This is a genomic window from Cupriavidus oxalaticus (genome assembly GCF_038900635.1).
GTDB classification, from domain to species: domain Bacteria; phylum Pseudomonadota; class Gammaproteobacteria; order Burkholderiales; family Burkholderiaceae; genus Cupriavidus; species Cupriavidus oxalaticus_B.
This window is the reverse complement of sequence record NZ_JAYMRX010000031.1, coordinates 17,193-39,653: the sequence shown is the minus strand read 5'-3', so window position 1 is coordinate 39,653 and position 22,461 is coordinate 17,193. Positions and strand designations below refer to the sequence as shown.

19 protein-coding genes and 1 tRNA gene are annotated in these 22,461 nt (G+C 66.8%); 15 read left to right on the top strand and 5 right to left on the bottom strand.

The window, feature by feature from the left end:
* Positions 1-75: 75 nt before the first annotated feature.
* Entirely contained in the window at positions 76-1,026 is a 951-nt protein-coding gene (locus tag VSR71_RS31120; protein ID WP_342917412.1) for a LysR family transcriptional regulator, read from the bottom strand.
* Positions 1,027-1,133: 107 nt separating this feature from the next.
* On the opposite strand from VSR71_RS31120, the gene VSR71_RS31115 reads away from it, so the two are divergent.
* From VSR71_RS31115 to VSR71_RS31100, 4 genes are all read left to right on the top strand, one after another.
* Entirely contained in the window at positions 1,134-2,114 is a 981-nt protein-coding gene (locus VSR71_RS31115) for a tripartite tricarboxylate transporter substrate binding protein (protein ID WP_342917411.1), read from the top strand.
* Between the two features lie 315 nt (positions 2,115-2,429).
* Positions 2,430-2,909, top strand: a complete 480-nt coding sequence (gene bfr / locus VSR71_RS31110) for a bacterioferritin (protein WP_342917410.1) — start codon at positions 2,430-2,432, stop codon at positions 2,907-2,909.
* 107 nt (positions 2,910-3,016) lie between these two features.
* Positions 3,017-3,091 (top strand) — tRNA-Cys (locus tag VSR71_RS31105).
* 295 nt (positions 3,092-3,386) lie between these two features.
* Positions 3,387-3,830, top strand: a complete 444-nt coding sequence (locus tag VSR71_RS31100) for a GNAT family N-acetyltransferase (protein WP_342917409.1) — start codon at positions 3,387-3,389, stop codon at positions 3,828-3,830.
* A gap of 72 nt (positions 3,831-3,902) precedes the next feature.
* On the opposite strand, the gene dmeF is transcribed toward VSR71_RS31100, so the two are convergent.
* Complete coding sequence (dmeF, locus tag VSR71_RS31095) at positions 3,903-4,907, bottom strand: CDF family Co(II)/Ni(II) efflux transporter DmeF (protein WP_342917408.1); 1,005 nt, start codon at positions 4,905-4,907, stop codon at positions 3,903-3,905.
* Positions 4,908-5,135: 228 nt separating this feature from the next.
* Between dmeF and VSR71_RS31090 the strand changes: the two genes are divergently transcribed.
* The 3 genes from VSR71_RS31090 to VSR71_RS31080 all read left to right on the top strand — a co-directional run bounded on the left by VSR71_RS31090 (position 5,136) and on the right by VSR71_RS31080 (position 6,999).
* A complete protein-coding gene (locus tag VSR71_RS31090) occupies positions 5,136-6,014 on the top strand; it encodes an alpha/beta hydrolase (RefSeq protein ID WP_342917407.1) in 879 nt (292 codons plus the stop codon).
* A 63-nt stretch (positions 6,015-6,077) separates the two neighbouring features.
* A complete protein-coding gene (locus tag VSR71_RS31085) occupies positions 6,078-6,320 on the top strand; it encodes a hypothetical protein (protein ID WP_342917406.1) in 243 nt (80 codons plus the stop codon).
* Between the two features lie 100 nt (positions 6,321-6,420).
* The gene (locus VSR71_RS31080) at positions 6,421-6,999 is read left to right on the top strand and encodes an acyloxyacyl hydrolase (RefSeq protein ID WP_428979478.1); all 579 of its coding nucleotides are present in this window, start codon (positions 6,421-6,423) and stop codon (positions 6,997-6,999) included.
* 12 nt (positions 7,000-7,011) lie between these two features.
* On the opposite strand, the gene VSR71_RS31075 is transcribed toward VSR71_RS31080, so the two are convergent.
* Positions 7,012-8,478: a PLP-dependent aminotransferase family protein gene (locus VSR71_RS31075; protein ID WP_342917404.1), complete on the bottom strand. Its 1,467-nt coding sequence runs from the start codon at positions 8,476-8,478 to the stop codon at positions 7,012-7,014.
* A 364-nt stretch (positions 8,479-8,842) separates the two neighbouring features.
* On the opposite strand from VSR71_RS31075, the gene VSR71_RS31070 reads away from it, so the two are divergent.
* Together VSR71_RS31070 and VSR71_RS31065 are read left to right on the top strand one after the other, a co-directional pair.
* The gene (locus VSR71_RS31070) at positions 8,843-10,174 is read left to right on the top strand and encodes an aspartate aminotransferase family protein (protein ID WP_342917403.1); all 1,332 of its coding nucleotides are present in this window, start codon (positions 8,843-8,845) and stop codon (positions 10,172-10,174) included.
* Between the two features lie 103 nt (positions 10,175-10,277).
* Positions 10,278-11,795: a CoA-acylating methylmalonate-semialdehyde dehydrogenase gene (locus VSR71_RS31065; protein ID WP_342917402.1), complete on the top strand. Its 1,518-nt coding sequence runs from the start codon at positions 10,278-10,280 to the stop codon at positions 11,793-11,795.
* A 330-nt stretch (positions 11,796-12,125) separates the two neighbouring features.
* Here the strand turns inward: VSR71_RS31065 and VSR71_RS31060 are convergent, their stop codons facing one another.
* Positions 12,126-13,121, bottom strand: coding sequence for a GlxA family transcriptional regulator (locus VSR71_RS31060; protein ID WP_342917401.1), 996 nt, complete (start codon positions 13,119-13,121; stop codon positions 12,126-12,128).
* Positions 13,122-13,286: 165 nt separating this feature from the next.
* Between VSR71_RS31060 and VSR71_RS31055 the strand changes: the two genes are divergently transcribed.
* From VSR71_RS31055 to VSR71_RS31045, 3 genes are all read left to right on the top strand, one after another.
* A complete protein-coding gene (locus VSR71_RS31055) occupies positions 13,287-14,522 on the top strand; it encodes an MFS transporter (RefSeq protein ID WP_342917400.1) in 1,236 nt (411 codons plus the stop codon).
* 9 nt (positions 14,523-14,531) lie between these two features.
* On the top strand, positions 14,532-14,735 hold the full coding sequence (locus tag VSR71_RS31050) for a hypothetical protein (RefSeq protein WP_342917399.1): 204 nt from the start codon (positions 14,532-14,534) through the stop codon (positions 14,733-14,735).
* A 185-nt stretch (positions 14,736-14,920) separates the two neighbouring features.
* Entirely contained in the window at positions 14,921-16,318 is a 1,398-nt protein-coding gene (locus tag VSR71_RS31045) for an amino acid permease (RefSeq protein WP_342917398.1), read from the top strand.
* Positions 16,319-16,332: 14 nt separating this feature from the next.
* Here VSR71_RS31045 and VSR71_RS31040 read toward each other — a convergent pair whose 3' ends face one another.
* Complete coding sequence (locus VSR71_RS31040) at positions 16,333-17,742, bottom strand: PLP-dependent aminotransferase family protein (RefSeq protein WP_342917397.1); 1,410 nt, start codon at positions 17,740-17,742, stop codon at positions 16,333-16,335.
* 172 nt (positions 17,743-17,914) lie between these two features.
* On the opposite strand from VSR71_RS31040, the gene VSR71_RS31035 reads away from it, so the two are divergent.
* From VSR71_RS31035 to VSR71_RS31025, 3 genes are all read left to right on the top strand, one after another.
* A complete protein-coding gene (locus VSR71_RS31035; protein WP_342917396.1) occupies positions 17,915-18,262 on the top strand; it encodes a DUF2917 domain-containing protein in 348 nt (115 codons plus the stop codon).
* A 269-nt stretch (positions 18,263-18,531) separates the two neighbouring features.
* Positions 18,532-21,831, top strand: coding sequence for a fused isobutyryl-CoA mutase/GTPase IcmF (gene icmF / locus VSR71_RS31030; protein WP_342917395.1), 3,300 nt, complete (start codon positions 18,532-18,534; stop codon positions 21,829-21,831).
* Positions 21,832-21,998: 167 nt separating this feature from the next.
* On the top strand, positions 21,999-22,436 hold the full coding sequence (locus VSR71_RS31025; protein WP_342917394.1) for an HIT family protein: 438 nt from the start codon (positions 21,999-22,001) through the stop codon (positions 22,434-22,436).
* The last annotated feature ends 25 nt before the right edge of the window (positions 22,437-22,461 follow it).

Below are 22,461 nucleotides of genomic sequence, written 5' to 3'. Positions count from 1 at the left end.
TGGTGCTGGTGCTGGTGCTGTTGAGCCAACTCTTGCTGGCGATGGTCGGCAACCGGCGCAGAGTAGTGAAAATCTCTAGCGAACCGGTACGGCGCCAGACCCCGCCGCCGGATAGTCCGCCAGGGCCGCGTGCACCTGCGCCACGAACGCGCGCGTCGCCGGCGACGGCGTATGCCCGGCCAGCGACACGATACCGTACTGCGCGCGCAGGTCATGGCGCGGGCGCATCTGCAGCGGCACGGCCGCGCCCCGGGCGCACGCGTCGGCCATCATTGCCACCGGCACCAGCGCGACCGCGTCGCCGGACAGCATCAGCGCGCGCAGCGCATGCATGTCATTGCAGGTGGCGGTGAGCAGGCCGGTGCTGTCGTCGTCGGCTGCGCCGCTGCCGGCGGCCTGCATCGCCTCGCGGAAGAACTGCCGGATATGGGCCGGCAGCCGCGGACCGGCCACGGGATAGTCGCGCAGCCTGGCAAGGCTGATATCGCCTTGACGCGCCAGGGGGTGCGCGGCGCGCACGAAGAAGCCGGTCTCCAGCGCCGGCAGGCGCTCGATCTGCAAGTGGCCGAATTGCGCCAGGCTGCGGCTTTCGCCGACGAAGACATCGAGCCGTTCGGCTTCCAGCGCGTGCAGCATGGTGGTGGTGTCGGCGGTCTCCACGTCGATGCGCAGGCGCGGGTAGCGCCGCACCAGCGCTTCCAGTACCGGGTCGAGCAGGAACGATGCCGCGAACGGTCCGAAGCCGGCGCGGATCTCGCCGATCTCCACCTCGTCCAGCAGTTGCAGGTCGCGGCGCAGTTCGCGGCTTTCACGCAGCATCCGGCGCGCGCGTTCCAGCACCAGCGTGCCGGCGGCGGTGGGGCGAACCTTGCCATAGCTGCGGTCGACCAGCGTGCCGAGGTCGGCCTCCAGCGCCTGGATGCTGCGCGTCAGTGCCGGTTGCGACAGGTGCAGCGCCGCGGCCGCGCGCGCGAAGCTGCCCTGTTCGACCAGGGTAACGAAGTGATGCAGCTGGCGCAGGCCCATCAACTTAACCGTTCATGCATGGAAATCTGAAAAATATTGCATTGGACGTATTTTCTCAAGCCCGCTACCGTTGTTCTCCAAAACCATAAAGACGATCTGGAGACGACATGAATCGACGCGCATGGCTCGCGCTCGCAATCAGCGGGCTTTCGCTCAGCCTCGGCCTGCCGGCCGCGGCACAGACCTATCCGGCCAAGCCGATCCGCCTGGTGGTGCCCTACGTGGCCGGCGGCGGCACCGATACCATCGCCCGTGCCATGGGCGAGAAGCTCAGCAAGCGGCTGGGCCAGCCAGTGGTGGTGGAGAACAAGGCCGGCGCGTCCGGCATCATCGGCACCGATGCCGTGGCCAAGGCGGCGCCGGACGGCTACACGCTGCTGATGACGCTGACGCAGTCGGTGCTCACCAACCAGTTCCTGTTCGAGAAGCTGCCGTACGACCCGCGCAAGGACCTGACCATGATCAGCGTGCTGGCCGACGCGCAGCTGGTGCTGGTGGCACACCCGTCGGTGCCGGCACGCACGCCGCGCGAGCTGGGCGACTATGCCCGCGCCCAGGCCGGCAAGGCTACCTATGCCTCATGGGGCGTGGGCTCGCTGTCGCACCTGAGCGGCGCCTACCTCAGCAAGCTCACACGCGGCAATGCCACGCACGTGCCCTACAAGGGCGAGGCGCCGATGCTGCAGGACCTGCTCGGCGGCCAGGTGCAGTTCGGCTTTGCCAGCATCCTGACAGCCAGGCCGTATATCGAGAGCGGCAAGCTCAAGGCGCTGGCCGTTACCGGCACGCAGCGCAGCAGCGCGCTGCCCGCAATGCCGACCTTTGCCGAGCTGGGCATGCAGGACAGCGCGTTCAAGACGGTAGGCTGGATCGGGCTGGTGGCTCCGGTCGGCGTGCCGGCGCCGATTCTGGCCAGGCTCGAAAGCGAGGTGAAGGCGATCCTGCAGACTCCCGACATGCAGGCGCGCATGGTCGCGCTGGGGCTGCGCACGGTTGGCAGCTCGCCGGCAGAGGCGCAGGCGCTTTATGCGCGCGACTGGCCGGTGCTGAAGACGCTGGTCACGGATTCGGGTGCGCGGCTCGACTGATTTCCTTCCGATTCCTCCCATGGCGGGCGGCGCGGCAATATGCCGTGTCCGCCCGTTTCTTATTCGCCAATATGTCCGGAAGGCCCGCGTATTAATGCGAATGCGGCTTTTCATGCGCTAACGAAAACCGAATGGAAACCATTGCCATTCTCATGTGCAATAGCGCTGAATAATCGGCAAGAATCAGGCGAATTTGCTTGATGTCCCTCTTTGCCGGCCTACCATGAAAGGCACGGCGCGATATTGGCCGCAGCAGCGCGCTGACCACGATAATGAGAATTGATCCACCCAAATCGAGGGGTCGTTGGTGCTGTCATGAAAAGCGACAAGAAAGCGATTCAGATGCTCAATGGCCAGCTCAGGCATGAGCTGACCGCCATCAACCAGTATTTCCTGCACGCGCGCATGTACCGGCATTGGGGCCTCAATGCCCTGGGCAAGCACGAGTACGAGGAATCGATCGAGGAAATGAAGCATGCCGACAAGCTGATCGAGCGCATCCTGCTGCTCGATGGCTTGCCCAACCTGCAGGACCTCGACAAATTGCTGATCGGCGAGAACACCGAAGAAATGCTCGGCTGCGACCTGAAGCTGGAACAGGTTTCGCAGGCCAGTTGCAAGGATGCGATCAAGTATCTGGAGTCGATCGGCGATTATGTTTCGCGCGAGGTGGTGGTCGATATCCTGGAAGCCACCGAATCGCATATCGACTGGCTCGAGGCGCAAATCGAACTGATCGGCAAGGTCGGCCTGCAGAACTACGTCCAGTCGGCCATGGGCGAGATCGGCGACTGACTGGCGCCGGTGCCGGCGCTGCCACCCGCGCAGCGCCCTGCAGACTTTTCCATTTCCCGCTAAACTGCGGCCCGCAGCACGACGCGCCGGTATGGCGCGCCATCCACGGCGGGGTGGCAGAGTGGTGATGCAACGGCCTGCAAAGCCGTGTACGACGGTTCGATTCCGGATCCCCGCCTCCAGTTTTCCTCTTCTGTTGCGCCATTCCCTTCCTTGCACCTGCGCCGCGTGATGCACGCGATGGGGTGCGCCTGCGCCACGTTGCCGCAATTGCCCTGTGCGTAATGCGGCGGGCAGATTTCCGACACCGGTTTGCCCTGTTCTTCCCTGATAGTACAAAGCCATCGAATCGGTTAGTGTTGGGCGGTCAGGCCAGACCGGCCTGTGCGCACAGAGTGCCGCCTGGATGGCGGCGCAACCATGCCGGGCTTCCATGGTGTTCCCGTCGCCAAGTGATGTGAAGAAGAGAGGCTCCTGATGATGAAAGACCTGCGAATCCGGGCGGCGATGCCCTCGGACGCGCCAGCGGTGGGGGCGCTGCTAGAGCGCTGCGGCCTGCCGACCGACGATGTGTTCCGCGTGCTGGAGCACTTCCATGTGGCCATCCTCGAATCGCGGATCATCGGCTGCGCCGCCGGCGAGCCGTTCGGCCAGACCGTGGTGATCCGCTCGGTGGCGGTATTGCCCGAGCACCGCGACCAGGGCGTGGCGACGCACGTGGTGCGTGCCGCACTGATGCGCGCGCGCGCGAATGGCCTGCAGCGCGCGGTGCTGCTGGCATCGAGTTGCCCGAGCTATTTCGCGCGCTACGGCTTTACGCTGGTGCCGGCCTCGAAGCTGCCGCAGGAGGTGCTGTCGTCCAGCGAATTCCAGCGACATACCGATACGCCGCCGCTGTGCATGTGGTGCGAGCTGAGCTGAGCTGAGGTCAGCAAAAGCAGACGCGCGCCAGGGCTGGCGCGCGCTTTGTGCGTGCTGCGTGACGCGGGTGTTTCAGTGCGCGGCCTCGCAGCGGCTGATCTCGACGGTCACGTGCACCAACTCCTCATGCACGGACAGCGCCTGGCGCACGCGCTGCGGCGTCAGCGTGGCGTCATGCGTGACCAGGCAGACGATGCAGGCAAAGTGCTGGCGGCCGACGCGCCAGACATGCAGGTCCGACACGCGGGTACCTTCGTCGCCAGGGCGGCTGTCGCGGTCCAGCGCGGCGAGCACCTCGCGCACTTCTTCGACCACTGGGTGATCCATCTCGCGATCCAGCAGCACGGTGCCACTCTGGCGCAGCAGGCCGATCGCCCACTTGCCGACCAGCGCCGCGCCCACCAGTCCCATCACCGGGTCGAGCCAGGCCCAGCCCAGCCACCAGCCGCCGGCCAGCGCCACAATCGCCAGCACCGAGGTGGCGGCATCGGCCAGCACGTGCACGTAGGCCGCGCGCAGGTTGATGTCGTGGTGGTGGTGGTCGTGGTCGTGGTGGTTGTGATGCGCATGGCCTTGATGGTGGTGCCCATGGTCATGCCCGTGGTCATGCCCGTGTCCATGCGCATGTCCGCCCAGGATCAGCGCGCAGCCGAGGTTGACCAGCAGCCCCAGCGCGGTCACGACCATCGCCTCCCGGTAATGGATTTCCTGCGGGCTGAACAGCCGCTCGACCGAACCCGCCGCCATCAGCGCCGCAATGCCGAGCAGGAACACGGCACTGGCAAAGGCGGCCAGCACTTCGATCTTCCATGCGCCAAAGGCAAAGCGCCGGTCGCTGGCGTAGCGGCGCGCGGCCGCGTAGGCAAAGGCGGAAAGGCCGATGGCCAGCGCGTGCGAGCTCATGTGCCAGCCGTCGGCCAGCAGCGCCATCGAGTTGAACCAGAGGCCGGCGGCGATTTCCACCACCATCACGACGGCGGTGATCATCATCACCAGGCGCGTGCCGCGCTCGGCGTTGCGGTTGCCACCATCGAACGTGTGGCTGTGGGTCCATGCGGACAGGTCTTGGGTATGCATGGTCGGATCTTGCTATGGCTGGAAGTCGGTACGGATGCTGCAAGGGTAGCAGAGCGCCGCTGTGCGGCCGGCGGCATCCCTGCCGGCGGCAGGGGCGCGCGGTCAGGATTGGATTCATGAATCCATTGACCGAATGAGTGTCGCCGCAGGAAATCCTGTCGCACCGCTTAGTGATTACACTAGCCTGCACGGATGCAGACGGCCGCCCGCCGGCCATGGAGACAGACGATGTTCGAAGGATTCACGCCGCACCGGATCGAATGCGGCGACGTTGCCATCCACGCGGTGGCCGGCGGCCAGGGGCCTGCCTTGCTGTTGCTGCATGGCCACCCGCAGACCCATGCGATCTGGCACAAGGTGGCGCCCGAACTGGCGCAGCACTTCACGGTGGTGGCCGCTGACCTGCGCGGCTATGGCGACAGCGGCAAGCCCGCGGGCTTGCCGGATCACGCCAACTACAGCAAGCGCACCATGGCCGCCGACCAGCTCGCGCTGATGCGCGCGCTTGGCTTCGAACGGTTCAGCGTGCTGGCGCACGACCGCGGCGCGCGCGTGGCGCACCGGCTGGCGCTGGATCAACCACAGGCGGTGACGCGGCTGGTGACGCTGGATATCGCACCCACGCTGGCGATGTACGCCCAGACCAGCGAAGCCTTTGCCCGCGCCTACTGGCACTGGTTCTTCCTGATCCGGCCGGCGCCATTCCCGGAAACGCTGATCGAAGCGGATCCCGCGCTCTACCTGCGCCAGACCATGGGTGCCCGCAGCGCCGGGCTGGCGCCGTTCACCGATGCAGCCATGGCCGAGTACCTGCGCTGCCTGAGCCTGCCCGGCGCCGCCCACGGGCTGTGCGAGGACTACCGCGCCAGTGCCACCATCGACCTCGAACATGACCGCGCCGACCTCGCCGCAGGCCGCATGGTCGAGTGCGAGATGCTGGCGCTGTGGGGCGAGCAGGGCGCCGTCGGGCAGTGTTTCCGGCCACTGGACGAATGGCGCAAGGTGGCGCGCCGCGTGCGCGGGCATGCGCTGCCGTGCGGCCACTACATTGCCGAAGAGATGCCGGAGCGGCTGCTGGAGGAGGTGCTGCCGTTCCTGCGCGGCTGACGTACCCACACCCCCCGGTTACCCGCCCGACCCGCGGCATCTTGCCGCATCAGCGCCTTTCGCATGCCGCGACAGGCGCTTTTTGCTTTCTCACGTTACGAAAAGTCCCCAAGTCATCTCAGGGAAATACGATTTCCGCTTACATACATTCATGAATGGATGTATGATTTTGCGAAAAATTCACATTCCCGCAACGACTTTATTGTCGCCCCTGAGATGACATATCGCTTTATTGCTATCGCACTGGTGGCCTGGGTGGGCATCTGCGCCACCGCAGGCCTGGTCGTCGAACGCCTCTGGAGTTGAGGCAGCACCCTGGGAGCGGTGCCTGCCCGAGCTCCCGCCACGAACAACAACAAGACCACAATCAGAAGAAGAAGGCTTTCGCATGCGTACTGTCGCCGCCATGCTTGCCGCCAAGGCCACGAATGCCACGAATGCCACGAAGGCCGGTATCGCTGCCGTCCTGCTGCTGATCGGCGCTCTGCCGCTTGCTGGCACCGCCCATGCGGATCCTGCGGTCTACGCGGCATTCGGGCGCGATCCCGGCCATGGCATCAATAAATACGAGATCGGCGTGAACTGGGATTCCGGCTTTGCCTGGGGCAATCCGCACGGCTGGCTGGCCAGGCTGCAGTGGGAAGTGGCGCTGGCGCAATGGAACGCACGCAGCGGCACCAACCGGCAGGACGTGACGGAATTCGGCTTCTCGCCGATCCTGCGCGTGGAAAAACGCGGCGGCGCGGTGGTGCCGTTCCTGGAAGCGTCGGTGGGGGCGCGCGTGCTCAGCCATACCAGCACGTCGGACGAGCATCGCTACAGCACGGCGTTCCAGTTCTCGGACATGATCGGCTTGGGCCTGGCCTTCGGGCCGCGCGCGGCGGCCGAGGCGGGCTTTCGCTTCCAGCACTTGTCCAATGCGGGCATCAAGGGCCCCAACCCCGGCACCAACTTCTATACCGGGTACCTGCGCTACCGCTTCTGAGGCAGCCGGATCTCAGGCCGCGGCGGCACGAGGCGCCTGGGCCAGGCTGTCGAAAAACTGCCACAGCTGCGGCGCGTCGCCGGTGGCCACGTTGAAGCGAATCCACGGCGAGTCGGTCTCGTCAGGCTCGAAGTACGAGCCCGGCGCCAGCCAGATGCCGTGCTCCAGCGCCAGCGTGGCCAGGCGGTTGCCGCCCAGCGGCTCGCCACGCCGGCTCGCCTGCAGCCGCTCCCGGAGGTCTTCGCGCAGCCGCGCCCAGGCGAACATCCCGCCTTCGGGCCGCAGCAGCACCTCCAGGCCGTGCGCCTCCATCTTTTCCGTCACCAGGTCCTGCTGCGCGCGCAGCCGCTCGGCCAATGCCGCCACGTGGCGACCGTAGTGGCCGCTGGTCAGCACCGAGTAGACCAGGCGCTCGGTCACTTCCGACGAGGTCAGCCCGACCGCCATCTTGGTCCGCGCGAAGGCCTTGGCCAGGTCCGGGCTGGCGGCCAGGTAGCCCACGCGCAGCGAGGGCGTGATGGTCTTGGAAAAGCCATTGACGTAGACCACCTGCGACAACCCGTCCATGGCCGCCAGCATCGGCGAGCCGGCCGGCGCCAGCTCGCGGTAGATATCGTCCTCCACCACCAGCAGCCGGTGCTGCTCGGCGAGCTGCAGCACGCGGAAGGCGTTCATGCTGCTGAGGCTGGCGCCGGTCGGGTTCTGCAGCACGGTGTTGACGAAGAGCGCGCGCGGGGCGTGGGCGCGGATCGCGTCTTCGAGCGCATCGGTGTCGAGCCCGGCCGCCGAGCGCGGCACGCCGATCACGTGCAGCCCCGCCAGCCGCAGGATCTGCAGCAGGTTGCAGTAGCAGGGCGATTCCACCAGCACGGTGTCGCCGGCGCGCAGCAGCGTGCGCACCACCAGGTCCAGCGCCTGGGTCGCGCCCTGCGTCAGCACCACCTGCTGCGCCTGCAGCGGGATGCCGTACTGGCCGAGGCCGGTGGCGATATGCTCGCGCAGCGGCGCGAAACCGTACGGATGGCCATAACCCGACAGCTGCGCCGCCGGCACCCGGGCGGACGCGCGCATGGCCTGGTGCAAGCCCTCCTCGTTGAGCCAGTCGCCAGGAAGCCAGCCGGCGCCGGCCTTGATCGGCACGGAATGATCGGCGAACACGTCCGACAGCAGCCAGGCCGCGTTCAGTCCCGGCGCCTCCCATTGCGGCGCGCGGGCGCTGCCGGTGGGCGCGTGACGATGCGCCACGGTGTAGCCGGAGCCCGGCCGCGCGGCAAGGTAGCCCAGCGCGGTCAGCCGCCCGTAGGCCTCGGCCACGGTGAAGGTGCTGACCTGGTGGTGCTGGGCAAAGCGCCGTACCGACGGCAGCGTGGCGCCGGCGCGCAGCGCGCGCTGTTCCACCAGCGCGGCGATGCCGGCGACGATCTGCTCGGTCAGGGTTTCGCCACCGCGGCGGCTGCGGGTCAGGTTCAGGGTCAGCATCGGAAGCGTCGCACTATGCACCTCGAAAGGCGCGAACCTGTACAGTTTAACGGGCGGGCAGGGCGCCGTGCGCGGTGCCATTCCGCGTTGCGAAAATTGCCGCAGTGCAGCGTGGGATGCCGCACGGTGCCGGCAAGAACTACGTGCCAGGGTGGCCGGTCGCGGTGGGTGCCGCGTCTGCTTGCCTGTACGGTTAGGCGTGATCAAACTGTACGGAAAGGCGGTGCTGTCCGGACTGTATATTTTGTCGGCCAGACGCCGCCGGTAGAGTGGCCGTCATTGCCGCCGTTCCGGTGCCCGCCATTCGCGGCTGTGCCGGAACGACACCAGCCAACCGACCGCCCAATTGCCCCGAGGAGGACGTATGGACGCCGCCAAGACCGTGATTCCCGATCTCGATGCCCTGTGGATGCCATTCACAGCCAACCGCCAGTACAAGGCGGCGCCGCGCCTGCTGGCGTCGGCAAGCGGCATGCACTACACCACCCACGACGGCCGCCAGATCCTGGATGGTTGCGCCGGCCTGTGGTGCGTGGCGGCGGGCCACTGCCGCAAGGAGATCGCCGACGCCGTCGCGCGCCAGGCCGCAACGCTGGACTATGCGCCACCGTTCCAGATGGGCCACCCGATCTCGTTCGAGGCCGCCACCAAGGTGGCAGCGATCATGCCGCAGGGGCTGGACCGCATCTTCTTCACCAACTCGGGTTCGGAGTCGGTCGACACAGCGCTGAAGATCGCGCTGGCATACCACCGGGCGCGCGGCGAAGGCCAGCGCACCCGCTTTATCGGCCGCGAGCGCGGCTACCACGGCGTGGGCTTCGGCGGCATGGCGGTGGGCGGCATCGGCCCGAACCGCAAGGCCTATTCGGCCAACCTGATGCCGGGCACGGACCACCTGCCGGCCACGCTCAACATTGCCGAGGCCGCCTTTTCCAAGGGCCAGCCGCAATGGGGCGCGCACCTCGCCGACGAGCTGGAGCGCATCCTCGCGCTGCATGACCCGGCCAACGTCGCCGCCGTGATCGTCGAGCCGCTGGCCGGCTCCGCCGGCGTGCTGGTGCCGCCGGTCGGCTACCTGGAAAAACTGCGCGAGATCACCAGCAAGCACGGCATCCTGCTGATCTTCGATGAGGTGATCACCGCCTTCGGCCGCCTCGGCGCGGCCACCGCGGCCGAGCGCTTCAACGTGACGCCGGACCTGATCACCATGGCCAAGGCGATCAACAACGCGGCAGTGCCGATGGGCGCCGTGGCGGTGCGCCGCGAAGTGCACGACGCCGTGGTCAATGCGGCCGCGCCGGGCACGATCGAGCTGCTGCATGGCTACACCTACTCCGGCCATCCGCTGGCCGCCGCCGCTACCGTGGCCACGCTCGACCTGTACCAGCGCGAGAACCTGTTCGGACGCGCGGCCGAGCTGTCGCCGGTGTTCGAAGCGGCGGTGCACAGCGTGCGCGGCGCGCCGCACGTGAAGGACATCCGCAACTTCGGCATGGTGGCGGGGATCGAGCTGGAGTCGCGTCCGGGCCAGCCCGGCGCGCGTGCCTACGAGGCCTTCCTCAAGTGCCTGGAACTGGGCGTGCTGGTGCGCTACACCGGCGACATCCTGGCGTTCTCGCCGCCGCTGATCATCTCGGAAGCGCAGATCGGCGAGTTGTTCGATACGGTGAAGAAGGCGCTGCAGGACATCAAATAAGCGGCGCACGCCGCATCGCATTGCCGCCGGCCCTTCGAGTTTTCTGGGCCGGCTCTCTGATTGCAAGCCACGGCGCGCGCCGTGGCCATCGAAGGAATCCCAGGTGAGCATCGCAGAAAACCGGCAACTGGCCGAAATCCATCATTACATCGGCGGCGCCGTGCGCCGCGCCGGCGGCCAGCGCCTGGCCGACGTCTTCAACCCCGCCACCGGCGAAGTAGCCGCGCGCGTGGCGCTCGGCACCGCGCAGGACGTTGCCGAGGCCGTTGCCGCCGCCAAGGCCGCGTTTCCCGCATGGTCCGAGACGCCGCCGCTGCGCCGGGCGCGCATCCTGTTCAAGTTCAAGGAACTGCTCGACCAGCACCATGACGACCTGGCCGCGCTGATCACGCGCGAGCATGGCAAGGTGTTCTCCGATGCCAGGGGCGAAGTCACGCGCGGCATCGAGGTGGTGGAGTTTGCCTGCGGCATTCCTAACCTGCTCAAGACCGATTTCACCGACAACATCGGTGGCGGCATCGACAACTGGAACCTGCGCCAGCCGCTGGGCGTGGTGGCGGGGATCACGCCGTTCAACTTCCCGGTGATGGTGCCGATGTGGATGTTCCCGGTGGCGCTGGCGTGCGGCAATACCTTTGTGCTGAAGCCGTCGGAGCGGGATCCGTCGCCCAGTTTGCTGATTGCCGATCTGCTGCGCCAGGCCGGCTTGCCCGATGGCGTGTTCAACGTCGTGCAGGGGGACAAGGAGGCGGTCGATGCGCTGCTGGCGCATCCGGATGTGCAGGCGTTGTCGTTCGTGGGCTCGACGCCGATTGCCGAGTACATCTATACGGAAGGGACCAGGCATGGCAAGCGGGTGCAGGCGCTGGGCGGGGCCAAGAACCACCTGGTGGTGATGCCGGATGCGGATCTGGACCAGGCGGTCGATGCGCTGATCGGTGCGGCCTATGGCTCGGCGGGCGAGCGCTGCATGGCGATCTCTGTGGCTGTGGCCGTGGGCGAGGTTGCCGACAAGCTGGTGCCGCGGCTGGCGGAGCGCGCGCGTGCGCTGAAGATCCGCAACGGCATGGAGTCAGACGCCGAAATGGGTCCGCTGGTGACCGGGGCGCACAAGGCCAAGGTCGAGGGCTATATCGCCAGGGGCGTGGAAGAAGGCGCGACGCTGGTGACCGATGGGCGGGGGCACAAGGTCGACGGGCATGAGAATGGGTTCTATGTCGGCGGCACGCTGTTCGACCATGTGAAGCCCGACATGACCATCTACAAGGAAGAGATCTTCGGGCCGGTGCTGTCGGTGGTGCGGGTGGATGACTTTGCCGAGGCCGTTGCGCTGATCAATGCGCATGAGTTTGGCAATGGGGTGTCTTGCTATACCAGTGACGGTGGGATTGCGCGGGCGTTTGCGCGGCAGATCCAGATAGGCATGGTTGGGATTAATGTGCCTATCCCTGTGCCGATGGCATGGCATTCGTTTGGTGGATGGAAGCGGTCGTTGTTTGGGGATCATCATGCGTATGGGGAGGAGGGCGTGCGGTTCTACACGCGCTACAAGAGCGTGATGCAGCGGTGGCCGGACTCCATTGCCAAAGGGGCGGAATTTACGATGCCGGTGGCTAAGTAAATGTTGGTTTGATCTTTGTGTTGGGCTGCGGCTGGGCATCAGGTGGCTATTTGATATGCCCGGTTCCGCCCTGAAGGGCGGGTAACTTTTTGTCCGAGCGACAAAAAGTCACCAAAAAGCGCGTTTACGGCCCTGCGGGCGGCCACTCTTATCATAGTGAGCGAGGGCTTTCGTACGGGGCTTGGCTTCGTTGCAGGGCAGGGCTGCCTGACGCCTTGGTGCGCCACGGGGTTCGGCGTTGAAGCGATGTTTGGACGAGCCCAGAGCTGTAAGTGGCCCCTGCTGCGGGCGGTGTGGTAGGAACGCCTACGGCTGCGCTGCGCGCGGCTCTTAGTTGGCAGCAGTTGCGATATGCGTATTGTCTGCACGCGCCTGTCTGTACGCCCTCGGCGTGGCCGCCTCGGCCTTGTTCCAGCAGGCGCGAAAGGCTTGCACGCTGGCGAAGCCGCTCTTCAACGCAATTTCCTCCACGGCCAGGCTCGATGACGTCAGCAGCTTGCGCGCGCGTGCCATGCGTAGCGTGAGCTGGTATTGCTTGGGCGTCAGGCCGGTTTCCTCATGGAAGATGCGGGACAGGTGCCGCACGCTGATGGCGAAGCGGTCGGCGAAGTGCGGGTCGGCGACGTTGGCGTCCAGCTCGCGCGCGATCGCGTCCTGCACCGCATGCACCAGCGCGTTGCCATGCGAGCGCGCGCGAAACGGCGGCGCCAGCTGCGGATCGCCGCTGAAGCGGCGGAAGGGCACGACGTTGTCGCGCGCGACGGCGATGGCGGCGTCGTCGCCATAGGCGTCGGCGACCAGCCGCAGCGCGAGGTCGATGCCAGAAGCCACGCCGGCCGACGTCCACACATTGCCATCGCGAACGAAGACCCGGTTGTCCACGACCGACGCGGCGGGGTGCCGCGCGCGCAGGCGGCGGGTGTGCACATGGTGGGTGGTGCACAGGCGGCCGTCGAGCAGGCCGGCGGCGCCCAGCAGGAAGGCGCCGGTGCAGACGGCGGCGACCTGTACGTCGGCATTCCGGCCGTCCGCAAAGGTTTCCCTGAGCCACGCGGCACTATCGCGCCACGCCGGCGAACTCGTCAGCGTGTCCAGAAGTTTGCTGCCGATGGCCAGCACCAGGTCGCCGGGCGCCACGCGCGCAGGCAGCCTTTCGACCTGGCCCAGCGCCGGTCCCTGGAACGAAGTCACGCTCGAATGCGGTCCGACGCATCGTACCCGCAGCGGTGCGATGCCCAGTTCCGCTACGCTGGACAGGATCTGAAGCGGGCCGCCGAGGTCGAGCATGTGGACGTTGGGCAGCACCAGCAGATAAGCGTTGGTCATCGCGGCAAGGAAGAATCGAGCGGTCCGATGCCGCCATTCTCGCGCGATCCGGGCTCGCTGTGACGGCGATGGCTGAAAATTTGCTTTTCTGGTCTGCGGCATTGCCGTGGCGACAGCATGGCGTTGCTTAGCATCTCGGCAAGCCCGCACGACAAAGGAACCGCCATGACCCGCACCCGCATCCCCGCCATTACCCTCGCGCTGGTTGCCATCGGCTTTGCCGCGATGTTCGTCTCGACCGCGGTGAAGGGCTTGTACCAGGTGTACTTCGTCGACCTCGCCGCCCACTTCGGCCAGGGCCGGGCACAGTTCGCCTGGTCGGGCAGCGTGTTCATGCTGGCGACGGGACTGATGTCGCCGGTGGTTGGCGCACTGAGCGATCGCGTCGGGCCGCTGCGCACGGCGGCGGCGGGCGCATTGGCAGCAGGGCTGGCGCTGGGCAGCGTGGCGTGGTGGCACCAGTCGCTCGCATTCTTCGTGCTGGCGTTCGGGGTGGCGGGCGCGTTCGGATTGGCGGCAATGACATTCGTGCCGATGGGCATCCTGGTCGATCGCCTGTTCGAGGAGCGCAGGAAGGGCCTGGCCTACGCGGTCGTGACGAACGGTACCGCGATCGGATTCATTGTGCTGTCGCCGCTGTGGATCTGGCTGCAGCCGCGGGCGGGATGGATCACGGCCTTCGGCGTGGCAGGTGTGGTGTTCGCGCTGCCCGTGGCTGGTGCGCTGTGGCTCGCCGCGCGGCGGGAGCCGCGATCCGCGCCGGCACCGCAAGCGGTGGAAGTCTCGGCATGGGCAGTGGTCCGGCGCGACCCGGTCTTCTACGCGCTGGCAGCGGGCTTCTTCGGCTGCGGCGCGACCATGGCCTTCATCGACGTGCACCTGGTGGCGCACTGGCAAGGGCAAGGCGTGCCGCGCCTGGCGATGGGTACCGCGCTAAGCGCGCTTGGCGTGCTGGAGCTGGCCAGCGGCATCGTCTCGGGCGCGCTGGCGTTGCGGTGGGACAAGCATCGCCTGCTGGCGGGGTTCTATGTGCTGCGCTCGCTGTCGATGGTGCTGCTGCTAGTGCCGGGCCTTGGCGTGCTGCCCTTCGCGATGGGTTTCGGCGCCAGCTACCTGGGCACGGTGATCCTGACCTCGATGTTCTGCTTCGAGCGCTATGGCAGCCGGATCAAGGGCAAGGTGTTCGGCCTGCTGTTCCTGGGTCACCAGCTCGGCGCCTTCCTGACGGTGCAGCTGGGCGCGTGGTCGTTCGATGCCACGCGCGGCTACCGGCACACCATTGTCGCGCTGGTCGCGATCACGCTGTGCTCGGCGGCGTGCTCGTGGTTCGGGCTGCGCCGTGCGGGGGCGTTGCCGGTGGAGGACGATGGCCAGGCGCAGGCTGTGGCGCCGAGCCGTTGAAGCGGCGCCATGTTGCTGAAGCTTCTGCTGATGACCGCCACGCTGGCTCCGCTGGTGGCGGCCGCGTGCACCATGCTGTGCGCGCGGCACGCACGGATCGCCGTGCTCTCGGTGCTGGCGCTCGCCGGCGCCGCCATGCTCATGCTGGACCCGCTCTCCACCGCGCTGGCGCGCGTGGACGGCATTCTTTCCGCGCCTGGCTGCGGCGGCTGAGGCCGGCTTGTCGCTCGTCAGCTCCGGACGATCGCGCGCTCCCTATCATTCCGATGTCGTGTCCGCCGGGCGCGGGCGCCGAATGTGACGTCTGCGCAGTGCGGCAGGCGTAAACTAGCGCGCTTTTTCCGGGCCGCCGCCAATGCAGAAGCAGGCGCTCCCGGCTCACTGCTGCAGGAGTCTGAATGAGTTTGTTCCGCACCAAGGACATCGACGCGATGCTGGCCGTCGCGCGCGATGACGGCCTCAAAAAGGTGCTGGGTCCGGTCGACCTGGTGATGATGGGCATCGGCGCCATCATCGGCACGGGGATTTTCGTGCTGACCGGCACCGGCGCGCTGACCGCCGGGCCGGCGCTGACCGTGTCCTTCGTCATCGCCGCGCTGGCGTGCGGCTTTGCCGCGCTGTGCTACGCGGAGTTTGCCTCGGCGATTCCCGTATCGGGATCGATCTATACCTACAGCTATGCCACGCTCGGCGAGATCGTCGCGTGGATGATCGGCTGGGACCTGCTGCTGGAATACGGGCTGGCCACCTCGGCCGTGTCGGTGGGCTGGTCGGGGTACTTCCAGTCGCTGATGGCGGGCTTCGGGCTGAAGCTGCCGGCGGCGCTGACCGCCGCGCCGGGCTCGGTGCCGGGTGTGGAGACCATGATCAACCTGCCGGCCTGCCTGATCATGCTGGCGATCACCTGGGTCGTGTCGTACGGCGTGCGCGAATCCACGCGCGTGAACAACCTGATGGTGGCCGTGAAGATCGGCGTGGTGCTGCTGTTCATTGCGGTCGGCGTCTGGCACGTGCAGCCGGCCAACTGGGAGCCGTTCGCGCCGTTCGGCTTCAGCGGCATCTTCAATGCGGCGGCGCTGGTGTTCTTTGCCTTTATCGGCTTCGATGCGGTGACTTCGGCAGCCGAAGAAGTGCGCAACCCGCGCCGCGACCTGCCGATCGGCATCATCGGCTCGCTGGCGGTATGCACGGTGCTGTATGTCGTGGTGGCGGCGATCATGACCGGCATCGTGCCGTTCGCCAGGTTTGCCGGCGTCGACCACCCGGTGTCGCTGGCGCTGCAATACGCCGGGCAGAACTGGGTCGCGGGCTTTGTCGACCTGGGCGCGATCCTGGGCATGACCACGGTGATCCTGGTGATGACCTACGGCCAGACCCGCGTGATCTTCGCCATGTCGCGCGACGGGCTGCTGCCCGAGCGGCTGTCGTCGGTGCATCCCGTGCATGCGACGCCTTACTTCGCTACCTGGACCGTGGGCCTGGTCTTCGCCGCGATCGCCGGCTTCGTGCCGCTGAACGTGCTGGCCGAGTTGATCAATATCGGCACGCTGGCGGCCTTTACGCTGATCTCGGTGGCGGTGCTGGTGCTGCGCAAGACCCGTCCCGACCTGCCGCGCGCATTCCGCTGCCCGGGCGTGCCGGTGGTGCCGCTGCTGGCGATCGGCTTCTGCCTGTTCCTGATGGCGCACCTGCAGGCGCTGACGTGGATTGCCTTCCTGGTGTGGCTCGCGCTGGGGCTGGTGATCTACTTCGCCTACGCGCGGCGCAACGCCGTGCTGCATAACCACGGCGGCTGACCTCCTACGGAAACTCAGCGCGCGCCGCGCTCCGCCGCGGCCTTCATGAAGGCCACCGCGCGCGGCTCGTTGGCATAGGCGGCGTTGATGCGGATCCAGGCCGACGCCTCGCCGCCGGGCCGGAAGTAATTGCCCGGCGCCAGCGTCACGCCGTATTCCTCGCCCAGCGTCACCAGGTCGCGCGAATCCTCGATGCAGGGCGGCCGCGCCCACAGGAAGTTGCCGCCGGTCGGCTCGCAGAACACTTCCCAGCCGCAGCCGGTCAGCTGCCGCACCGCGTTGGCCGACGCCTCGCGCACGCGCAGGCGCAGGCGCTCGATGTACTTGCGATAGCCGCCGCGCTCCAGCAGCGCCGCCGTCACCGCTTCCGCGAAGTGCGAGCCGGCGACGCTGGTCAGCACCTTGACGTCGACCAGGTCCTTGACCAGCGCCTTGTCGGCCACCAGGTAGCCGATCCGCAGCGACGCCGACACCGTCTTGGAAAATCCGCCGATATAGATCACGTGCTCGAGCTGGTCCAGCGTGGCCAGCCGGTCGGTGAAGTGCGTCTGGAAGTCCGAGAAGATATCGTCCTCGACAAAGCGGAAGCCGTGCCGGCGCGCCAGCTCCAGCAGCCGGAACGCGACCGGCGGCGCCAGCGTGGAGCCGGTGGGGTTCTGCAGCACGCTGTTGGTGAAGAACAGCTTGGGCTTGTGCTGGCGCAGCAGCGCCTCGCACGCGTCGGGGTCCGGGCCGTGGGGCGTGTGCGGCACGCCCACCAGCTGCACGCCATGCAGCCGCAGCAGGCCGAACAGGTTGTAGTAGCCGGGGTCCTCCACGAACACCGTATCGCCCGGCTTGAGCAGGTGGCGCACCACCAGGTCCAGCGCCTGGCTGGCACCGCTGGTAATCAGCACTTGCGGCAACTCGGCCGCGATGCCGAGCTGTCGCACGCGCAAGAGCACTTGCCGGCGCAGTTCCGGATGGCCCAGCGGCGTGGCGTAGTGGATCACGCTGTCGATCTCGGTGCGCGAGATCGCGCGGATCGCCTGCTGCAGCCCTTCCACGTCGCGCCAGGTTTCCGGCACGAAGCCGCCGGCCAGCTTCAGCGTGCCGCTGGGGTGGTTGAACTGCTCCAGGATGTGGCCGGAAAGATCCTCCGCCAGGCTGGGATCCGACCAGCCGCGCGCGGAGCGCCCCGCGAGCGGGCTGTCCGCCACATAGAAGCCCGACCCTTGCCGGGAATCCAGCAGCCCCTGCGACACCAACCGGTCATAGGCCTCGATCACGGGGAAGCGGCTGATGCCGTTTTCCGCCGCCAGCTGGCGGATAGATGGCAGTTTTGCCCCCGGCCGGGCGTCGCGGTTGCCGATCCACGACTTCACGCCATTGACGATCTGATCGGTCAGTGGAATTCCGGTGGAAGCATCTAAGATTAGTTTCATAGGCAGGCAGCCGGGGGAAACCGGGATATGCAACTGTCAGGGAAAACTACTGAACAGTTCATCGAAAACTGTTCACAACTGTACATGGGATTGTAGTGAGGGATGCGCATAATGGAAGCGTGGCGGACATAGCGAGATCGCTCGAGACCGCCAGGCTGACAAGGAGTGCATCATGCGCGAACTACGGACTTTCGAACTGGACGAGCCCGGACAGCCAGTGAGCTGGCGCGCCGGTTACGGGCAGACCGTCTGCGCGGCGGCGGGCAAGCTGTGGGTGACGGTTGAGGGCAATCCCAACGATATCTGGCTGGAGCCCGGCCAGGAGCTGGCGCTGCCGGAAGGCTATCGCGTATGGCTGTCGGGCGATGGCCCGGGGGCACGCTTCACGCTGGCACAGACGCCCGCACCGTGGTCGATGCGGCGGATGGCGGCGTGGCTGCACGCGCTGCGTCATCGGGTCGAAGAGCACAGTACGGATGCGTTTGGGGAATGCCCGCGGATATGGGCGCTGTGCCGGTGAGATCCGGCGCTGCTGGCGAAGTACCCGGGAAGGCCACCGCGAGGTGGCCTTTTGATTGCCTGCTATCCACCGCGGCCACCTACTCTATAAGCACCGCTGCGCCGCGCCGTTGGGGTTCTGCCCCATTGATTGACGTTTACGTCAACGTCATATAATCGACCAGCCCCAACCCGGGCCCAGCCCGCGCAATTCCAGCCAGGCCGGCACAGACCAGCACCCCAGGCGGACCTCGCGGTGGCAGCAGCCAACACCCAGAGACGGTGGAGACAATGACCGACCTTTCCGATGTGCATGATGTGCGCCGCGGCGCGCCGCAGCCCAAGCAGGCGGAGCAGGGCCGCGGTCCGGCCAACAAGGTGCGCTTTGTCACGGCGGCGTCGCTGTTCGACGGCCATGACGCCTCGATCAACATCATGCGCCGCATCCTGCAGTCGCACGGTTGCGAGGTGATCCACCTGGGCCACAACCGCTCGGTCGAGGAAGTGGTGACGGCGGCCTTGCAGGAAGACGCGCAGGGCATTGCCATTTCCAGCTACCAGGGCGGCCACGTCGAGTACTTCCGGTACATGGTCGACCTGCTGCGCGAAAAGGGCGGCGAGCACGTGCAGGTCTTCGGCGGCGGCGGCGGCGTGATCGTGCCGGACGAGATCCGCGAGCTGCAGGCCTACGGCGTGACGCGCATCTACAGCCCGGAAGACGGGCAACGCATGGGCCTGGCCGGCATGATTGCCGACATGGTGCAGCGTTGCGACATCGACCTGTCGCGCTACGCGCCCACTTCGCTCGACCCCGTTGCCGGCGGCGACCGCCGCGCGCTGGCGCAGCTGATTACCGCGCTGGAAAACGGCAAGGCCGATTCCGCGCTGGTGCAGGCGATGCAGGCGCAGGCGAAGCAGGCCGCGATCCCGGTCCTCGGCATCACCGGCACCGGCGGCGCCGGCAAGTCGTCGCTGACCGACGAGCTGATCCGCCGCTTCCGCCTCGACCAGCAGGACGCGTTGTCGATCGCCGTGATCTCGATCGACCCGTCGCGCCGCAAGTCGGGCGGCGCGCTGCTGGGCGACCGCATCCGCATGAACGCGATCAACCATCCGAACATCTTCATGCGCTCGATGGCCACGCGCGAGGCGGGCTCGGAGATCTCGCAGGCATTGCCGGACGCGATCGCGGCATGCAAGGTGGCGGGCTTCGACCTGGTGATCGTGGAGACCTCGGGCATCGGGCAGGGCGACGCCGCCATCGTGCCGCACGTGAACCTGTCGCTGTATGTGATGACGCCCGAGTTCGGCGCGGCCAGCCAGCTCGAGAAGATCGACATGCTCGACTTTGCCGACTTTGTCGCCATCAACAAGTTCGACCGCAAGGGCGCGCAGGATGCGTGGCGCGACGTGGCCAAGCAGGTGCAGCGCAACCGCGAGCAATGGCATGGCAAGGCCGAGGACATGCCGGTGTACGGCACGCAGGCGTCGCGCTTCAATGACGATGGCGTGACCATGTTGTACCAGGGTTTGCGCGCGGCGCTGGCCGAGCGCGGCCTGAAGTTGCGGCCCGGCTCGCTGCCTGAGCTGTGGGGGCGCATCTCTACCGGCCAGAACGTGATCGTGCCGCCGGCACGCAGCCGCTATCTCGCCGAGCTGGCCGACACCGTGCGTGCTTACCACCGCCGCGTGGCCGGGCAAAGCCGGATAGCGCGCGAGCGCCAGCAGTTGCGCGAATCGAGCCGCATGCTGCAGGCCGCGCAGGGACAAGGCGACGGCGGCACCGCACTCGATGCGCTCGCCGCGGAACGCGACACTGCCCTCGGCCAGGTCGAGCGCAAGCTGCTGGCGATGTGGCCGCAGATGCGCGAAGCCTACAGCGGCGACGAATACGTGGTGAAGATCCGCGACAGGGAAATCCGCACCGGCCTGGTCACGACGACGCTGTCAGGCACCAAGGTGCGCAAGGTGGTGCTGCCGCGCTTCGAGGACGACGGCGAGGTGCTGAAGTGGCTGATGCGCGAGAACGTGCCCGGCAGCTTCCCGTACACCGCCGGCGTGTTCGCCTTCAAGCGCGAGAACGAGGATCCCACGCGCATGTTCGCCGGCGAGGGCGATGCCTTCCGCACCAACCGGCGCTTCAAGCTGGTGTCCGAGGGCATGGATGCCAAGCGCCTGTCGACCGCGTTCGACTCCGTCACGCTGTACGGCGAAGACCCGCACGTGCGCCCGGATATCTACGGCAAGGTCGGCAACTCGGGCGTTTCGATCGCCACGCTCGACGACCTGAAGGTGCTGTATGACGGCTTCGACCTGACCAACCCGTCGACGTCGGTGTCGATGACCATCAACGGCCCCGCGCCGACCATCCTGGCGATGTTCATGAACACCGCCATCGACCAGCAGCTCGACAAGTTCCGCGCCGACAACCAGCGCGAACCGACCGCCGACGAAGAGGCCAAGATCCGCGCCTGGGTGCTGCAGAACGTGCGCGGCACGGTGCAGGCCGATATCCTCAAGGAAGACCAGGGCCAGAATACCTGCATCTTCTCCACCGAGTTCTCGCTCAAGGTGATGGGCGATATCCAGGAGTACTTCGTGCACCACCAGGTGCGCAACTTCTACTCGGTGTCGATCTCCGGCTACCACATCGCCGAGGCCGGCGCGAACCCGATCTCGCAGCTTGCCTTCACGCTCGCCAATGGCTTCACCTACGTGGAAGCCTACCTGGCGCGCGGCATGCATATCGACGACTTCGCGCCCAACCTGTCGTTCTTCTTCTCCAACGGCATGGATCCGGAATACAGCGTGCTCGGCCGCGTCGCGCGCCGCGTCTGGGCGGTGACGATGCGCGACAAGTACGGCGCCAACGAACGCAGCCAGAAGCTCAAGTACCACATCCAGACCTCGGGGCGCTCGCTGCACGCGCAGGAAATCGACTTCAACGATATCCGCACCACGCTGCAGGCGCTGATCGCGATCTACGACAACTGCAATTCGCTGCACACCAATGCCTACGACGAGGCCATCACCACGCCCACCGGCGAATCGGTGCGCCGCGCATTGGCGATTCAGCTGATCATCAACCGCGAATGGGGCGTGGCGAAGTGCGAGAACCCCAACCAGGGCAGCTTCCTGATCGAGGAACTGACCGACCTGGTGGAAGAGGCGGTGCTGCAGGAGTTCGAGCGCATTGCCGAGCGCGGCGGCGTGCTGGGCGCGATGGAGACCGGCTACCAGCGCGGCAAGATCCAGGAAGAATCGCTCTACTACGAGCAGCTCAAGCACGACGGCACGCTGCCGCTCATCGGCGTGAACACCTTCCGCAATCCGGATGGCGACCCGGTCCCGCAGAAGCTGGAGCTGGCGCGCTCCAGCGAGGCCGAGAAGCAGAGCCAGCTGGACCGCCTGCACGCGTTCCAGCAGGGCCATGCCGACGAGGCGCCGGCGATGCTGCAGCGGCTGCGCCAGGCGGTGATCGACAACCAGAACGTGTTCGCGGTGCTGATGGACGCGGTGCGGGTCTGCTCGCTGGGGCAGATCACGCACGCGCTGTTCGAGGTCGGCGGGCAGTACCGGCGCAATATGTAGACCCCGGTTCACGTGGGTCCGGCGCATGGCCGGCGCAGTGACCCGCAGTGCCCAGTAATTGGCGCAGGGCGGCCGCAGTGAAGGGCCGCCCTGCGTTACACTCGAATGCTGCGCCGCACCGTAGCGCCCGGCGGCAACCCATCCCGAGACAACCGCAATACAAGACCATGGACAGCCAGTACAACCCGAACAATATCTTTGCCAAGATCCTGCGCGGCGAGATGCCTTGCATCAAGGTGTACGAGGACGACGACACCATCGCCTTCATGGACATCATGCCGCAGGCCGATGGCCATACGCTGGTGGTGCCCAAGGAAGCCGCGGTCAATCTCTTCGACCTGTCGGAGCAAGCCGCACAGGCCGCCATCGTGGCCACCCAGCGCGTGGCGCGCGCGGTGCGCGCGGCCTTCAGCCCGGACGGCATCTCGATCGGCCAGTTCAACGGCGCCGCGGCGGGCCAGACCGTGCCGCATATCCATTTCCATATCGTGCCGCGCTACAACGACCAGGCGCTGCGCGGCCACGCGCGCGACATGCAGGAGCCGGAAGTGCTCAAGGGGCATGCCGAGCGCATCATCGCCGCGCTGGGCAAGCAGGCGGACTGAAACAAGATCGATAAGCATCCAGCAA

Excerpts from the sequence above, each read along its gene's own strand:
- VSR71_RS31120 (WP_342917412.1), bottom strand. The coding sequence starts at position 1,026 with ATGGGCCTGCGCCAGCTGCATCACTTCGTTACCCTGGTCGAACAGGGC.
- VSR71_RS31115 (WP_342917411.1), top strand. The coding sequence starts at position 1,134 with ATGAATCGACGCGCATGGCTCGCGCTCGCAATCAGCGGGCTTTCGCTC.
- bfr (WP_342917410.1), top strand. The coding sequence starts at position 2,430 with ATGAAAAGCGACAAGAAAGCGATTCAGATGCTCAATGGCCAGCTCAGG.
- VSR71_RS31100 (WP_342917409.1), top strand. The coding sequence starts at position 3,387 with ATGATGAAAGACCTGCGAATCCGGGCGGCGATGCCCTCGGACGCGCCA.
- dmeF (WP_342917408.1), bottom strand. The coding sequence starts at position 4,907 with ATGCATACCCAAGACCTGTCCGCATGGACCCACAGCCACACGTTCGAT.
- VSR71_RS31090 (WP_342917407.1), top strand. The coding sequence starts at position 5,136 with ATGTTCGAAGGATTCACGCCGCACCGGATCGAATGCGGCGACGTTGCC.
- VSR71_RS31085 (WP_342917406.1), top strand. The coding sequence starts at position 6,078 with ATGCCGCGACAGGCGCTTTTTGCTTTCTCACGTTACGAAAAGTCCCCA.
- VSR71_RS31080 (WP_428979478.1), top strand. The coding sequence starts at position 6,421 with ATGCTTGCCGCCAAGGCCACGAATGCCACGAATGCCACGAAGGCCGGT.
- VSR71_RS31075 (WP_342917404.1), bottom strand. The coding sequence starts at position 8,478 with ATGCTGACCCTGAACCTGACCCGCAGCCGCCGCGGTGGCGAAACCCTG.
- VSR71_RS31070 (WP_342917403.1), top strand. The coding sequence starts at position 8,843 with ATGGACGCCGCCAAGACCGTGATTCCCGATCTCGATGCCCTGTGGATG.
- VSR71_RS31060 (WP_342917401.1), bottom strand. The coding sequence starts at position 13,121 with ATGACCAACGCTTATCTGCTGGTGCTGCCCAACGTCCACATGCTCGAC.
- VSR71_RS31055 (WP_342917400.1), top strand. The coding sequence starts at position 13,287 with ATGACCCGCACCCGCATCCCCGCCATTACCCTCGCGCTGGTTGCCATC.
- VSR71_RS31050 (WP_342917399.1), top strand. The coding sequence starts at position 14,532 with ATGTTGCTGAAGCTTCTGCTGATGACCGCCACGCTGGCTCCGCTGGTG.
- VSR71_RS31045 (WP_342917398.1), top strand. The coding sequence starts at position 14,921 with ATGAGTTTGTTCCGCACCAAGGACATCGACGCGATGCTGGCCGTCGCG.
- VSR71_RS31040 (WP_342917397.1), bottom strand. The coding sequence starts at position 17,742 with ATGAAACTAATCTTAGATGCTTCCACCGGAATTCCACTGACCGATCAG.
- VSR71_RS31035 (WP_342917396.1), top strand. The coding sequence starts at position 17,915 with ATGCGCGAACTACGGACTTTCGAACTGGACGAGCCCGGACAGCCAGTG.
- icmF (WP_342917395.1), top strand. The coding sequence starts at position 18,532 with ATGACCGACCTTTCCGATGTGCATGATGTGCGCCGCGGCGCGCCGCAG.
- VSR71_RS31025 (WP_342917394.1), top strand. The coding sequence starts at position 21,999 with ATGGACAGCCAGTACAACCCGAACAATATCTTTGCCAAGATCCTGCGC.